The 14,699-nt window shown below is 62.2% G+C and carries 10 protein-coding genes, 6 tRNA genes and 3 pseudogenes; 16 read left to right on the top strand and 3 right to left on the bottom strand.

All coding sequences use genetic code 11. The features are described 5' to 3' along the window. Positions 1-78: 78 nt before the first annotated feature. From glgC to ACF2JD_RS13715, 9 genes and pseudogenes are all read left to right on the top strand, one after another. Entirely contained in the window at positions 79-1,338 is a 1,260-nt protein-coding gene (gene glgC, locus ACF2JD_RS13755) for a glucose-1-phosphate adenylyltransferase (RefSeq protein ID WP_289985492.1), read from the top strand. After that, a pseudogene (gene glgA, locus ACF2JD_RS13750) lies at positions 1,328-2,786 on the top strand (glycogen synthase GlgA). The gene glgC and the pseudogene glgA overlap by 11 nt, the downstream one beginning before the upstream one ends. A 128-nt stretch (positions 2,787-2,914) precedes the next feature. After that, positions 2,915-3,000 (top strand) — tRNA-Leu (locus tag ACF2JD_RS13745). A gap of 51 nt (positions 3,001-3,051) precedes the next feature. Then, a tRNA-Leu gene (locus tag ACF2JD_RS13740) sits at positions 3,052-3,129 on the top strand. A 31-nt stretch (positions 3,130-3,160) separates the two neighbouring features. After that, positions 3,161-3,246, top strand: a tRNA-Leu gene (locus tag ACF2JD_RS13735). Between the two features lie 46 nt (positions 3,247-3,292). Then, positions 3,293-3,378 (top strand) — tRNA-Leu (locus ACF2JD_RS13730). Positions 3,379-3,424: 46 nt separating this feature from the next. Beyond that, a tRNA-Leu gene (locus tag ACF2JD_RS13725) sits at positions 3,425-3,510 on the top strand. 70 nt (positions 3,511-3,580) lie between these two features. Then, a tRNA-Leu gene (locus tag ACF2JD_RS13720) sits at positions 3,581-3,666 on the top strand. A gap of 106 nt (positions 3,667-3,772) precedes the next feature. Continuing rightward, positions 3,773-4,042, top strand: a pseudogene (locus ACF2JD_RS13715) (late competence development ComFB family protein). Here ACF2JD_RS13715 and ACF2JD_RS13710 read toward each other — a convergent pair. Next, positions 4,037-4,245 (bottom strand): annotated as a pseudogene (locus ACF2JD_RS13710) (hypothetical protein). The pseudogenes ACF2JD_RS13715 and ACF2JD_RS13710 sit on opposite strands and share 6 nt — an antisense overlap. A 302-nt stretch (positions 4,246-4,547) precedes the next feature. Between ACF2JD_RS13710 and nhaC the strand changes: the two are divergent. The 7 genes from nhaC (at position 4,548) to ACF2JD_RS13675 (ending at position 12,657) form a co-directional block, all read left to right on the top strand. Further along, on the top strand, positions 4,548-5,957 hold the full coding sequence (nhaC, locus tag ACF2JD_RS13705; protein WP_139745654.1) for a Na+/H+ antiporter NhaC: 1,410 nt from the start codon (positions 4,548-4,550) through the stop codon (positions 5,955-5,957). Positions 5,958-6,062: 105 nt separating this feature from the next. Then, complete coding sequence (locus ACF2JD_RS13700) at positions 6,063-6,986, top strand: LysR family transcriptional regulator (RefSeq protein WP_106885714.1); 924 nt, start codon at positions 6,063-6,065, stop codon at positions 6,984-6,986. Between the two features lie 198 nt (positions 6,987-7,184). Then, positions 7,185-8,330 (top strand): ABC transporter substrate-binding protein, encoded by a 1,146-nt coding sequence (locus ACF2JD_RS13695; RefSeq protein ID WP_440987617.1) that lies wholly within the window; start codon positions 7,185-7,187, stop codon positions 8,328-8,330. An 80-nt stretch (positions 8,331-8,410) separates the two neighbouring features. Continuing rightward, entirely contained in the window at positions 8,411-9,424 is a 1,014-nt protein-coding gene (locus ACF2JD_RS13690; protein WP_440987616.1) for an ATP-binding cassette domain-containing protein, read from the top strand. Beyond that, a complete protein-coding gene (locus ACF2JD_RS13685; protein WP_111911032.1) occupies positions 9,421-10,389 on the top strand; it encodes an ABC transporter permease in 969 nt (322 codons plus the stop codon). The genes ACF2JD_RS13690 and ACF2JD_RS13685 overlap by 4 nt, the downstream gene beginning before the upstream one ends. Further along, positions 10,379-11,197, top strand: coding sequence for an ABC transporter permease (locus ACF2JD_RS13680; RefSeq protein ID WP_106885710.1), 819 nt, complete (start codon positions 10,379-10,381; stop codon positions 11,195-11,197). Before ACF2JD_RS13685 ends, ACF2JD_RS13680 begins: the two co-directional genes overlap by 11 nt. Before the next feature lie 29 nt (positions 11,198-11,226). Next, positions 11,227-12,657 carry a gamma-aminobutyraldehyde dehydrogenase gene (locus ACF2JD_RS13675; protein ID WP_163148456.1) on the top strand — a complete coding sequence of 477 codons (1,431 nt, stop codon included), beginning with the start codon at positions 11,227-11,229 and terminating at the stop codon, positions 12,655-12,657. Between the two features lie 75 nt (positions 12,658-12,732). Here ACF2JD_RS13675 and cyoE read toward each other — a convergent pair whose 3' ends face one another. Next, positions 12,733-13,638 (bottom strand): heme o synthase, encoded by a 906-nt coding sequence (gene cyoE / locus ACF2JD_RS13670; protein ID WP_163148455.1) that lies wholly within the window; start codon positions 13,636-13,638, stop codon positions 12,733-12,735. Continuing rightward, positions 13,635-14,651: a COX15/CtaA family protein gene (locus tag ACF2JD_RS13665; RefSeq protein ID WP_163148454.1), complete on the bottom strand. Its 1,017-nt coding sequence runs from the start codon at positions 14,649-14,651 to the stop codon at positions 13,635-13,637. The genes cyoE and ACF2JD_RS13665 overlap by 4 nt, the downstream gene beginning before the upstream one ends. Between the last annotated feature and the right edge of the window lie 48 nt (positions 14,652-14,699).

Raw genomic sequence — 14,699 nt, 5'->3', positions numbered from 1 at the left:
TAGAGAGTGCCAGACGGGATCTGCTAAGGTACCAAGAAAACGTTTACCACCCCTTTAGGGGTGTTTTTTCGCGGCAGCATGAAAACCTTTTCAAAGTATGAATTCAGGGAGAGAAATACGATGGCAGGCATACTCACCATGATATTGGCTGGCGGCGAAGGAACCCGACTCCAGCCACTGACCACCACCCGCAGCAAGCCCTCTGTCCCCTTTGGCGGCAGCTACCGCTTGATCGACTTCGTGCTCAACAACTTCGTCAACGCCGACTTCCTGCGCATCTATGTGCTCACCCAGTTCAAGTCCCAGTCCCTCTACCTGCATATGAAGAAGGGCTGGAACATAGTCGGCATCACGGATCGCTTCATCGATCCCATTCCGGCCCAGATGCGGATGGGCAAACGCTGGTATGACGGCACCGCCGACGCCATCTATCAGAACCTGCGCTTCATCGAGATCTCCGACCCCGAGCACGTCTGCATCTTCGGCTCCGACCATATCTACAAGATGGATGTGAGCCAGATGGTGAGCTTCCACAAGCAGAAGGCCGCCGCCCTCACGGTCGCGGCCCTGCGCATGCCCATAGAGGAGGCGAGCGCCTTCGGGGTGATCGAGGTGGATCAGGAGGGTCGCATGATAGGTTTTGAAGAGAAACCCAGGCATCCGAAACCCATCCCCGGGGATCCCACCCAGGCCCTGGTCTCCATGGGCAACTACATCTTCGAGACCGAGGCGCTCTACCGCGAGCTCAAGCGCGATGCCGCCGAGGAAAACTCCAGCCACGATTTCGGCAAGGACATCATCCCCAGCCTGTTCCCCCGCGCCCCCGTCTATGTCTACGACTACAGCACCAACGTCATCCCCGGTGAGAAGCCCAACGTCTACTGGCGCGATGTGGGGACCCTGGATTCGTATTGGCAGGCGCACATGGATCTGGTGGCCGACGACGCCCCCTTCTCCCTCTACAATCGCAAATGGCCGCTGCACACCCACTACCCGCCTCTGCCCCCCGCCACCTTCATCGACACCGATGAGTGCAAGGTCAAGATTGCCAACTCCTTGATCTCCGGCGGTTGCTTCATTCAGGGCAGCCAGATCCAGCGCTCCATCCTGGGTTTTCGCTGCAACATAGGCCCCTGCAGCCACATCAGCGAATCCGTGCTGCTCGGGGATGTGAAGATAGGTGAAGGCTGCTCAATTCGACGCGCCATCATCGACAAAAACGTTGAAATTGCACCCGGCACCGTGATCGGTGAGAATCTGGACCATGACAGAGAGCGATTTACCGTATCCGAAGGCGGAATCGTCGTGGTACCTAAGGGAGCAAGAGTTGGCTATTAACCCACTGAAAGTCCTGTTTGTAGCCTCTGAGGTTGAGGGGTTGGTGAAGACCGGGGGCCTGGCGGATGTGGCCAAGGCCCTGCCGCAGCATCTCGCCCGGGGGGGCCACGACGTTCGCATCATCCTGCCCTTCTACAAGACGCTCAAGCGCCGGGACGAGGCCGTTCTTCTCGCCTCGCGCTGGTTGCCCACCCCTCAGGGGCGGGACGACATCAGCTATCGCATCTATCAGCTGGAACTGGACGGGATCTGCGTCTATCTGCTCGATTGCCCGCCCTATTTCGAACGGCCCCAGCTCTATGCCGAGAACAATCAGGCCTACCCCGACAACGGCGAGCGTTTCGCCTTCCTGGCGGCGGCGGCCCTGCACGCCTGCGAGCAGCTGAACTTCGCCCCTGACATAGTTCACTGCAACGACTGGCACACCGGCCTGCTGCCGCTGCTGCTCAAGACGCGCCACGCTCACAATCCCTTCTTCCAACGCACCCGGTCGGTCATCAGCATCCACAATGCGGCCTTCCAGGGGGTGTTCGATCGCCAGCAGTTCTGGGCCGTGCCGGAGATCCAGGACTACGAGCAGCGCATCAACTACGACTACGGCCACATCAACCTGCTCAAGTGCGGTGTGCTCTATGCCGACAAGATCAATGCGGTCAGCCCCAACTACGCCACCGAGCTGCTGACGCACCTGGGTGCTCACGGCATGGCCAGCGTGTTCCAGCAACGGGCGAGCGACTTGCGCGGCATCCTCAACGGCTGTGACTATCAGGATTGGGATCCCGCCTTCGATCCCCTGCTGCCCGCCACCTATGACGCCGACCACCTGGCCGGCAAACACGCCTGCAAACGGGCCCTGCAGCAGGAGACGGGGCTGCCCGTCGGCAACCTGCCCATCTATGGCATGGTGTGCCGACTGACCGAGCAGAAAGGGGTGCACCTGCTGATCCCGGCGCTGGACAAGTTTTTGCAGCATCAGGTGCTGGTGGTGATCATAGGTTCCGGCGATCCCTCCCTCGCCGCCCAGTTGCAGACCATAGCCCAGCAGCATCCCGACAGGTTCGCCTTCATCAACGCCTATGACGACCGCCTGGCCCACCTGGTGGAAGCGGGCGCCGATTTCTTCCTGATGCCCTCCCTGTTCGAGCCCTGCGGCCTCAACCAGATGTACAGCCTGGCCTATGGCACCCTGCCGCTGGTGAGAGCCGTCGGCGGACTGAAAGATACCGTGGTGGATTGGGATGCCGATCCCGAGCATGCCACCGGCTTCTGCTTCAACGATCCGACCGCCGCCATCCTGCTCGATACCATGCGCCGCAGCCTGCTCTATTTCCTGCAGGACAAGAGCGTTTGCCAAGGTACAGCGCAATGCCATGAACACCCGCTTCAACTGGCCTGACTCGGTCACCCAGTACGAGCAGATGTATCAGAGCGCATTGGGCCGTTACTGAATGCCAAACGTCAGCTAATTGCTGAAGTTTTGTACCCTTGGCTTCACTTTATCCGTCAACAGCGAAAAAAGTCCCCTTTGGCTGTTGACGGCCCCCCAAAACTCTATAGAATCCCCCACCGCAGTGATGCGAAGGTGGCGGAATTGGTAGACGCGCTAGCTTCAGGTGTTAGTGTCCCACGGATGTGAGGGTTCGAGTCCCTCTCTTCGCACCATACTGCAACATGCTTCATCGAAAGCATGTAAATCCAGATTGATAACAATGTGCGAAGGTGGCGGAATTGGTAGACGCGCTAGCTTCAGGTGTTAGTGCCCCCCGGATGTGAGGGTTCGAGTCCCTCGCAGCATGTAAATCCAACTAGAAAACCCGAATGTGCGAAGGTGGCGGAATTGGTAGACGCGCTAGCTTCAGGTGTTAGTGCCCCCCGGGTGTGAGGGTTCGAGTCCCTCTCTTCGCACCATGCTTTTATCAGACAGCATGTAAATCAAGACTGATAACACGAATGTGCGAAGGTGGCGGAATTGGTAGACGCGCTAGCTTCAGGTGTTAGTGTCCCACGGATGTGAGGGTTCGAGTCCCTCTCTTCGCACCATGCTTTTATCAGACAGCATGTAAATCCAGACTGATAACCCGAATGTGCGAAGGTGGCGGAATTGGTAGACGCGCTAGCTTCAGGTGTTAGTGCCCCCCGGGTGTGAGGGTTCGAGTCCCTCTCTTCGCACCATGATTCTGACATGTAAACACAGAGCAATGCGCTCCAACCGCATTTAAAACCAGCTGGAGAAAATCAGTGTGCGAAGGTGGCGGAATTGGTAGACGCGCTAGCTTCAGGTGTTAGTGTCCCACGGATGTGAGGGTTCGAGTCCCTCTCTTCGCACCATTCATTCTGCAAAAGGCCCATCACGAAAGTGACGGGCCTTTTGTTTTTGCCCCTGCCATGGCTATGCTGTTGACAACTCCCCGCCATGTCATGCCAAGGAATGCATATGATACTGGATACCGACATTCACAACTTCTATGAGCATCTGGTGCTCAAGGAGATTGAAAAACAAAACCTGCAGCAGAAGCTCACCAGCGATCAGATGGCCGACCTCTGCTGCCTGACCCTCAATCAGCTCCCCTCCACTATATTCGCCACAATGTCGACATGATCTACTTCCTGACCGATGCCAAACGCACCGAAATGGAGAAACTGGTGGTCGACGCTCAAGCTGGCACAGCAGAAGATCAAGCAGGCTCCCGTCAAGAGCTCATAACCAGGGCTGCTGCCAGAGCAGGGTGACGATACCGGTCAACCCGGCCACTGGCAGCAAGATCAAGGCGGGCCGCAATCCGGGCTCCAGCATCACCCAGGCAGCCAGCAGAAAACCTACACTCCAGGTGCCGTACTCTTTATCCTGACCCCATGCAAGTACGCCACCGCCACCAGCAACATCATCCCCCGCAATATCCAGCGCATTGTTTTCTCCCCAACCAACAATTGATAATAATTATCATCTGCATCTATTGGGGATGCAAGTCGGCGTCACAGGCAAGCTGTCGTATGTGACCCCTTGTGTCAACAGGCGCTCAAAAACGGGTTATGAGATCAACTAATTTGTGATTTTTTCAATCAAATGTGCATTTTTGCCAATTTGATGGGGCTTTAACCCACCAGGTTTGTGGTAGATTGCGGCCTCTTTTTGGGTCGGCCCCTCGGGATACGTGTATCCACAGGACGAGAGGGACCGACCTTGGCGAGCAAGAGTTTAGGAAGTATCTATGCAAAACCAACAAAACCACATCCGATTGCCTGGCATGACGCAGGTGTTTGCCTGCCTGGCCATTTTCCTGGCCCTGGCCTTTTCGTTCACCAGCGTGCTCGACTTGCCGATCCAGCTGGCGCTGTTCATCGCCTGGTTCGTCATCATGGGGCTCGGCATCCGGCTAGGCCATGATTACAAGTCCCTGGAGCAGGCCGCCGTCGACGGTGTCGCCAAGGGGATGGGCGCCATATTGATACTGGTCTCCGTCGGTGCCCTAGTGGGCACCTGGATTGCCGGCGGCATAGTCCCCAGCATCATCTACTTCGGCCTCAAGGTGATACACCCGTCCATCTTCCTGCTGGCGACCCTGATCATCTGCTCCCTCACCTCGCTGGCCACCGGCACCTCCTGGGGCTCTGCCGCCACGGCGGGTATCGCCATGATGGGGATAGGCCACAGCCTGGGGGTGCCTGCGCCCCTGGTGGCCGGAGCCGTGCTCTCCGGCGTCTACTTCGGTGACAAGCTCTCCCCCCTCTCCGACTCAGTGGTGCTGGCGTCGACCATGTCCAACGTCGACGTGGTGGAGCACATCAAGGGGATGCTGCCCATCAGCCTCTTCTCCTACGTCATCACGGCGGCCCTGTTCACCGTGGTCGGCATGCAGTACTCCGGCAACGTCAGCCTGGAGCAGGTCAATCTGGTGATGGAGGCCCTCGACAAGCAGTTCAACATCACGCCGCTGGCCATAGTGCCGGTGATCCTGGTGCTGGGCCTGCTGGCGAACCGCAAACCCGCCTTCCCGGTGATCAGCTTCGGCGCCCTGCTGGGTCTGGTGTGGGCCATCCTGTTCCAGGACATGGACCCGGTCAAGGCGATGCACTCCGCCTACAGCCCGTTCGCCATCACCTCAGGGGTCGACTTCATCGACAACATCCTGGGTCGCGGCGGCATGGAGTCCATGCTGGGCTCGGTGGCCGTCATCATCTTCGGTTTGGGCTTTGGCGGCCTGCTGGAGAAGGTCGGCATACTGGCGGTGATCGCCAGCGCCTTCGAGAAGCGCATCAACAGCGTCGGCAGCCTGACCAGCCACACCATAGGCACCGCCTTCCTGGCCAACGTGTTCGGCTCCGCCATGTATGTGTCTCTGATCCTGACCCCCAAGATCATGGCCAAGAACTACGACCGGCTGGGGCTGGCGCGCAAGAACCTCTCCCGCAATGCCGAGTTCGGCGGCACCCTCACCTGCGGCATGGTGCCCTGGAGCGACAACGGCATCTTCATGGCCGGGGTGCTGGGGGTGGCCACCCTCGACTACCTGCCCTACATGTGGCTCAGCTTCACCTGCATCATAGTGACCATCACCCTCGCCTATCTGGGCAAGGCGGTGAACCGGGTGCCGGTGATCGAGGCGGCCAGCTCCCGCTAACAGCAGGAAAAATAATGATAAAGGCGCCATCACGGCGCCTTTTGCTTGGGGGAAGTTCGGGGTTAAGCTGGCAGCCAACCTCGTCGCCCGTGGCAGGATGCCCAGATGAATTTTACCTTTCGCCAGATCCGTTACTTCGTGGCCGTGGCCGACAGCTTCTCCGTGAGCCGCGCCGCCGCCGAACTGCACATCTCCCAGTCGGCGGTCACCAGCGCCATCCGCGAGCTGGAGACAGAGCTCGGCGCCGCCCTGTTCGAGCGCAACCCGCGCGGCGTCACCCTGACGGCCCAGGGCCACCAGTTCCTGCTCCATGCCAGGCGCATTCTCGGCGCCATGACCGAAGCCGGCCAGTCCCTCAAGGCGGTAGCCCAGCAGGATCAGGGGCAGCTCACCATAGGGGTGACGACGCTGGTGGCCGGCTACTACCTGTCGGAGGCGATCGGCCGCTTTCGCCGTGCCTTTCCGGCGGTGCGCATCGAGGTAAAGGAGGATGAGCAGCCGTTTCTGGAGCATCAGATTGTCAACGGCGAAGTGGACGTGGGGATACTGATGACCAACCGCACCATACGCCAGGAGGCGTTCGATACCGAGCTGCTGACCCGCTCCCCCCTGCGGCTTTGGCTCGCCGCCAACCACCCCCTCTGCGCGGAATCGACCCTCTCCCTCAAGGCGTTGGGGGATGAGCCCATGATCTCGCTCACCGCCGATCAGCTGGATCAGATCATAGGGGCCGGCCTGCGCCGCTACGGCATCTCCCCTCGCACTGTGCTGCGCACCGCCTCGGTGGAAGCGGTGCGCAGCCTGGTGGCGAGCCAGCTCGGGGTCGCCCTGCTGCCGGACTTTGCCTATCGCCCCTGGTCTCTGGAGCAGGAGCGGGTGGAGGCCCGCCCCATCAAGGAGCCCATCCCCGCCATCGACATCGGTCTGGTGTGGCGCCGCGGCTCGCGGCTCGACTGGACCGCCCGCGAGTTCATCGACATAGCGCGGGATCAGAGCCGGCTGCGGGCCCGCCAGCCGGTCTCTCGCTAGCCAGCACCCTCAGGGTGATCGCCACGCTGCCATCAAAAACAAGATTCATCTGCACTCGATATAGATTTGGCAGATACCTCTGGCGTTAAAAATTGAAATTCTCATTACCACTGCCTTCTCCTACGCTCATGACTGGTTAACAGGATGTTAATTGCCATTGCGGTATCGCATGGCTCCAGATCATGCAAGGAGAGCAAGATGAAACTGACCCCCCTGACCCTGGCCCTGATCCCCGCCCTGCTGGCAGGCCAGACCCAGGCCGCCCCGACCGAGCTCGGCAAGGGTGAAGGCCAGCTCAATATCGTGGCCTGGGCAGGCTACGTGGAGCGAGGCGAAACCGACAAGAACTACGACTGGGTGACCGGCTTCGAGAAGGAGACAGGCTGCAAGGTCAGCGTCAAGACGGCCGCGACCTCGGACGAGATGGTGGCCCTGATGAACGAGGGGGGCTTCGATCTGGTGACCGCCTCCGGCGACGCCAGCCTGCGCCTCATCGCGGGGGGCAAGGTGCAGCCGCTCAACCTGGCGCTCATCCCGAGTTACGGCAAGATAGATCCCCGCCTGCAGAGCGCTCCCTGGCACACAGTGGAGGGCAAGCACTACGGCGTCCCCTACCAGTGGGGCGGCAACATCCTGATGTACAACACCAAGGTATTCCCCAAGGCGCCCGACTCCTGGTCCGTGGTGTTCGAGGAGCAGACCCTGCCGGACGGCAAGTCCAACAAGGGGCGGGTCCAGGCGTTCGACGGCCCCATCCACATCGCCGATGCCGCCCTCTATCTGATGACCCACCAGCCGGCACTCGGCATCAAGGATCCTTACGAGCTGAACGAGGAGCAGTACAAGGCCTCCCTCGATCTGCTGCGCAAGCAACGCCAGCTGGTGGGGCGCTACTGGCACGACGCCTTCGTCCAGATAGATGACTTCAAGAACGAGGGGGTGGTGGCCTCCGGCTCCTGGCCCTTCCAGGCCAATGCCCTGATCGCCGACAAGCAGCCCATCGCCACCACAGTGCCCAAGGAAGGGGTAACCGGCTGGGCCGACACCAGCATGGTGCACAGCGAGGCCAAGAACCTGACCTGTGCCTACCAGTGGCTGGAGCACTCCCTGAACAACAAGCTGCAGGGGGATCTCGCCTCCTGGTTCGGCTCTGTGCCCGTGGTACCAGCCGCCTGCGAGGGCAATGCCCTGCTGGGCAAAGAGGGCTGCAAGACCAATGGCATAGAGAACTTCGACAAGGTGCACTTCTGGCGTACCCCTGTCTCCCAGTGCAAGAGCCAGGGGACATGCGTGCCCTATTACCGCTGGGTGTCCGACTATATCGCCATCCTGGGTGGCCGCTGAGTCCAGGCAGCCCACACCAGCAAATCGCCCCACCACGGGCCGGGGGGAGACCCGGCCCTGTTCGATGACAAGGACGTACCATGACAGCCGTACAATTTGACCGGGTCAGCCGCCACTATGGCGAGGTGAAGGCGGTCGACGACATCTCCTTCCAGATCCCGTCCGGAGAATTCTTCACCCTGCTGGGCCCAAGCGGTTCCGGCAAGACCACCTGCCTGCGGATGATCGCGGGCTTCGAGTACCCGAGCGAGGGGGAGATCCGGCTGTTTGGCGAGCCCTGCTCCCGGGTGCCACCCTATGATCGCAACCTCAATACCGTGTTCCAGGACTACGCCCTCTTCCCCAACATGGATGTGCGGGACAACATCGGCTATGGGCTGATGATCAGGGGAGTGCCCAAGGCGGAGCGTTATCGCAAGGTGGACGTGATGCTGGAGTTGGTGCGCCTGCCTGGCGTCGGCAGCCGCAAGCCAGGGCAGCTCTCCGGCGGCCAGCGCCAGCGCATCGCCATCGCCCGGGCCCTCATCAACCAGCCGCGCATCCTGCTGCTGGACGAGCCTCTGGGGGCGCTGGACCTCAAGCTGCGCGAGCAGATGCAGCTCGAGCTGAAAGCCTTGCAGCGCCAGCTCGGCATCACCTTCATCTTCGTCACCCACGATCAGCAGGAGGCGCTCTCCATGAGCGACCGCATCTGCATCTTCAGTCAGGGCAAGATAGAGCAGATAGCAGCCCCGGATACCATCTACGATGCTCCGGCGACGCCGTTTGTGGCCCGCTTTGTCGGCACAGTCAACCTGTTCGAGGGGGAGCAGGCCAAACGGCTGTGCGGTGATGAGCGCCAGATGATGGTGCGCCCGGAACGGATCCGGCTCGGCGAGGCCGGCATGCCCGGCTGGGCCGGCGAGATCCGCGAGGTGGAGTATCTGGGCCCCTTCGTGCGCTACCGGGTGAGTCTGGGAGAGCAGCTCGAGATCATCGTCAACCACCCCAACGAGGGGCAGGCCCGTCTGGCCCGTGGTGCCCGGGTCAGCCTCAGCTGGCCTGAGCAGGCCATCCACCGCCTGAGTGTCTCAGGATCGGGGGCTCAGCCATGAGCCTCCCCCACAGTGCGAGTCTAGCCATGAGCCACGCCACCGAACCTGCACGCTTGCGGCCGCTGCGGCGCCTCTCCACCCTGCTCTACGGCCGGCCAGGTCTGCTGCTGGCCATCCTGCTCGGGCCGCCCCTGCTCTGGCTCGGTATCATCTATGTGGGCTCATTGCTGATGCTGCTCTCCAACGCCTTCTTCGGGCTGGACGAGTTCAGCGGTCAGGTGCGTCACGAGCTGGGGCTGCAAAATTTCATCGCCCTGCTGCGGCCGGAAAACCTGGACGTCATCGGCCGTACCGTCGGCATGTCGCTGCTGGTGACCCTGGCCTGCGCCCTGCTCGGCTTCCCCATCGCCTACTACATGGCGCGCTACACCAGCGGCAAGACCCGGGCGCTGTTCTACGTGGGCATCATGCTGCCGCTCTGGTCCAGCTATCTGGTGCGGGTCTATGCCTGGAAGCTGATCCTGGCCAAGGAGGGGGTGATCAGCTGGCTGGCGGACAGCCTGGGGCTGGAGTGGCTGCTGGACGGCATCCTCTCCCTGCCGATGATTGGCGGCCCTTCGCTGTCGTTTTCGCGGCTCGGCACTTTCATCGTCTTCGTCTACGTCTGGCTGCCCTTCATGATCCTGCCCATTCAGGCGGCGGTGGAGCGGATCCCGCGCTCCCTGCTGGAGGCGAGCAGCGATCTGGGGGCGACTCCGGCCCAGACCTTCCGCACCCTGATACTGCCGCTGGCACTGCCCGGCGTGGTGGCGGGCTCCATCTTCACTTTTTCCCTGACCCTTGGTGACTACATCATTCCCGGCATCATAGGCAACTCGACCATGTATATAGGCCAGGTGGTCTACATGCAGCAGGGCACGGCGGGCAACCTGCCCTTCGCCGCCGCCTTCTCACTGGTGCCCATCCTCATCATCGCCATCTACCTGACCATTGCCAAACGTCTGGGGGCCTTCGATGCGCTCTAATCCACCCATGAACCAGGCCTCCGGCCTGCTCAAGTACGCGGCCATCGGCGGTCTGCTGTTCCTGCACTTCCCGATCCTCTTCATCTTCCTCTACGCCTTCACCAGCGAGAGCAAGAGCTACCAGTTCCCGCCCCCCGGGCTCACCCTCAAGTGGTTCGAGGTGACCCTGAACCGCCCCGACGTGTGGCGCGCCATCCAGCTGTCGCTGGAGGTGGCGGGACTCGCGACCCTGGCGGCCATGGTGCTCGGCACCCTGGCGGCGGGAGCCATAGCCCGCAGCCGTTTCTTCGGCCAGGAGGTGGTGTCGCTCTTGCTGGTGCTGCCCATCGCCCTGCCCGGCATAGTCACAGGCATAGCGCTGCGCTCCGCCTACGGTCTGATGGAGATCCCGTTCAGCTTCTGGACCATAGTCATAGGCCACGCCACCTTCTGCGTGGTGGTGGTCTACAACAATGCCCTGGCCCGTTTTCGCCGCACCAACCAGTCGCTGATCGAGGCGTCCATGGATCTCGGGGCCGACGGCTTCCAGACCCTGCGCTATGTCATCCTGCCCAACCTCGCCACGGCGCTGCTGGCGGGGGGCATGCTGGCCTTTGCCCTGAGCTTTGACGAGGTGATAGTCACCACCTTCACCGCGGGCCAGCAGACCACGCTGCCCATCTGGATGTATCAGGAGCTGATCCGTCCCCGTGACAGACCCGTCACCAACGTGGTGGCCCTCATCATAGTGGCCGTGACCACCATTCCCATTCTGCTTGCCTACTACCTCACCCGCGACGGCCAGGACGTCGCCGGCAGTGGCAAATAATGACTCAACGCCTGCGCAAGGATGCAACCATGAAATTCTCTACCCAACTCTTGATCGACGGCCAGTTCGTGACCGGTGACGGCCAGGCCGAGCCCATCCTCAATCCCGCCACCGGGGAGCTGATCGCCTCTGTGCCAGAGGCGTCGTTCGAGCAGGTGAACCGGGCGGTGAACGGCGCCCAGCGCGCCTTCGCCCAGTGGAGCCGCACCACCCCGGCAAGTCGCAGCATCCTGCTGCTGCGCCTGGCGGATGCCATCGAACGCCACGCCGAGGAGCTTGCGGCGCTCGAATCCCTCAACTGCGGCAAGCCCTATCTGGCGGTGCTCAATGACGAGCTGCCCGCGGTGGTGGACTGCTTCCGCTTCTTCGCCGGAGCGGCCCGCTGCCTGCAGGGACCGTTGGCGGGGGAATACATAGAGGGGCACACCAGCATGATCCGTCGCGACCCCATAGGGGTGGTGGGCAGCATAGCCCCCTGGAACTACCCGCTGATGATGGCGGCCTGGAAGATGGCGCCGGTACTGGCGGCAGGCAATACGGTGGTGCTCAAACCCTCGGAGCAGACCCCGCTCACCGCCCTGCGCCTCGCCGAGCTCGCCAGCGAGATCTTCCCCCGCGGCGTCATCAACATCGTCTGCGGCCGGGGCGAGAGCGTGGGGGCACCGCTGGTGGAACACCCGCTGGTGCGCATGGTATCGCTCACCGGTGACATCGCCACCGGGCAGAAGATACTGCAGAGCGCCGCCCGCACCATGAAGCGCACCCACCTTGAGCTGGGTGGCAAGGCGCCCGTCATCATCTTCGACGATGCGGATCTGGAGGCGGTGGTGGCGGGCATTCGCACCTTCGGTTTCTACAATGCCGGGCAAGACTGCACCGCCGCCTGCCGCATCTATGCCCAGGGCAAGATCTACGACAAGTTCGTCGCCGCCATGACGGAGGCCGTGGCCTCTATCAAGGTGGGGGGCCAGCGCGAGGAGGGGGTGGAGATGGGGCCGCTTATCTCCGACCGCCAGCGCAACCGGGTCGCCAGCTTCGTGGAGCGGGCCCAGAGCAGCGGCCACGTTGAGGTGACGACCGGCGGCAAGATCCGCGCCGGCAACGGCTTCTTCTTCGAGCCGACCCTGATAGCCCACGCCCGTCAGGAGGATGAAATAGTGCGCCGGGAGGTGTTCGGCCCCGTGGTGTCGGTGACCCGCTTTGGCGACGCCGAACAGGTGGTGCAGTGGGCCAACGACTCGGACTACGGCCTCGCCTCCTCGGTCTGGACCCGGGATCTGAGTCTGGCCAGCAAGGTAGCCAGCCACCTGCAATATGGCTGCACCTGGATCAACACCCACTTCATGCTCACCTCGGAGATGCCCCACGGCGGCATGAAGATGTCCGGTTACGGCAAGGATCTCTCCCTCTACGCCCTGGAGGATTACACAGTGCCGCGCCACATCATGGTCAAGCTCTGAACATGATTCAGGCTGGCCCCGGGGCCAGCCTGAATGCGCAAACAACGACCCAAATCCCCTGCCAGATGCCTCCCCCTACGACAGCCGCCACAGCCAGTGGTGATCCAGAATAAGCAGACCAAACAGCAACATCAGGTGATAGATGGAGAAGCGGAAGGTGCGCATCGCCTGACCGGGTCGATCCGAATACTTCAGCAACCAGCCATGCCAGCAGAACCCGAGGTTCAGCGCCAGGCTGCCGATCAGATAGAGCAGCCCCGACATGCCGATCAGGTAGGGCAGCAGGCAGACCAGTGTCAGGATCAGCAGATAGAGCAGTATGGCCGTCTTGGTGAACGCTATGCCGTGGGTGACCGGCAGCATGGGAATGTTCGCACCGGCATACTCATCGCGGCGATGGATCGCCAGAGACCAGAAGTGGGGCGGCGTCCAAGTGAAGATGATCATCACCAGCAACCAGGGTTCGGCCGAGAGCCCTCCCGTGATGCTGGTCCAGCCCAGCAGAGGCGGCATGGCCCCCGCCAGCCCGCCGATGACTATGTTCTGGGGCGTGGCTCGCTTGAGCAGCAGGGTATAGACGACCGCATAGCCAAACAGGCTGGCCAGGGTCAGCCAGGCGGTCAGGGGATTCACGCCCCAATAGAGCAGGACGAAGCCCATCAACGCCAGCCAGAGTGCAAACGCCATCGCAGACTTGGGCCCGATCCGCCCCATGGCGACCGGTCGCCAGCGCGTTCTGCGCATCTGGGCATCGATGCCATGATCCAGAGAATGATTCATGGCCGCGGCCCCGGCCGCCAGCAGCCCTATCCCCGCCAGCCCCAGCACCATCTCGTCCAGGGAGGCCTGGGTCGGCTCGGCCAGCAGCATGCCGACCCAGGCGGTCAGCAACAGCAAGGCCACCACCTTGGGTTTGGTCAGCTGGTAATAATCCCGCAGCAGCCGGGGGTCGATGACGCGTGCCAAGGGCTTACTGTTCATGTCTGACTCCTGATCGCCTCGGGCGACAGCAAGGGGGAAGGCCGAGGAGGAGAGAGCCGCCCACGGGCCAGCACACAACACACCAGCAGGTGCGCCGCCACCAGGTTGTGCGCGAGTGCATTCGCCAACGGCAGGGCCAGGTGGACGTTCGCCAGCCCCAAGGCAATTTGCACCAGCAGCAGGGTCAGCAAGAGCCCCCCCAGTAGACGCAACGGGGCTCCCTGACGGATCAGGGCGAGGGCAAAGCCCCCCACCAGCAGGGCGGTGGCAAGGGCCCCCAGACGATGGGCGATATGTATGGTCTGGCGCGCCTCCTTGCTCAGCACCCCGAACTCATAGCTGGCGTGGCCGAGTGGCAGATGAAAGGCCTCCTCCCAGTTCAATTGCGCCTGCCAGCTCCCCTGGCAGAGAGGCAGCTCGACGCAGGCCATGGCCGCATAGTTCGCCGACGTCCAGCCACCCAGCGCTATCTGCAGCAGCAGCACGCCACAGGCCGCATTGCCGAGCCAGGGCAAGCCCTGACCGCGGCAGACGGGCGCGTTCGCGGGGGAGCGCTCAAGCTCGGTCCGATAGAGCCAGAGCAGGGTCAGGATGGCGAACCCACCCAGCAGGTGGGTGGTCACCACCAGAGGGTGCAGCGCCAGCGTCACAGTCCACATGCCCAGGGCAGCCTGCCCAACTACCAGCACCAGCAAGGCCCCCGAGAGGCGACGCAGACGGCCGCCAGCACGCCAGCTCAGCACGAACAGCAGCGCAATTACACCACCCAGCACACCGGCGAAGTAGCGGTGCACCATCTCGCTGCGCGCCTTGTGGGGCTCCAGCGGCGTGTCCGGGTAGAGCTGGGCCGCCCGCTCCATATGTGCGGACTGAGGGACGGCCAGGGAGCCGTAACAGCCGGGCCAATCGGGGCAGGCCAGCCCGGCATCCGTCAGTCGGGTATAGGCCCCGAGCACGATGACCAGCACCGCCAGCGCGATGGCGATCGATGCCAGCCGCTTCTGTATCTTCATACGGCACCTCGCTGACGCTTGTCTCCGGATGATGGCAACAGGACGCAC

Origin of the sequence: Aeromonas ichthyocola (genome assembly GCF_046087985.1) — a bacterium.
GTDB lineage: Bacteria > Pseudomonadota > Gammaproteobacteria > Enterobacterales > Aeromonadaceae > Aeromonas > Aeromonas rivipollensis.
The sequence above is the reverse complement of the archived record's forward strand: the minus strand, read 5'-3'. Positions and strand labels throughout refer to the sequence as shown.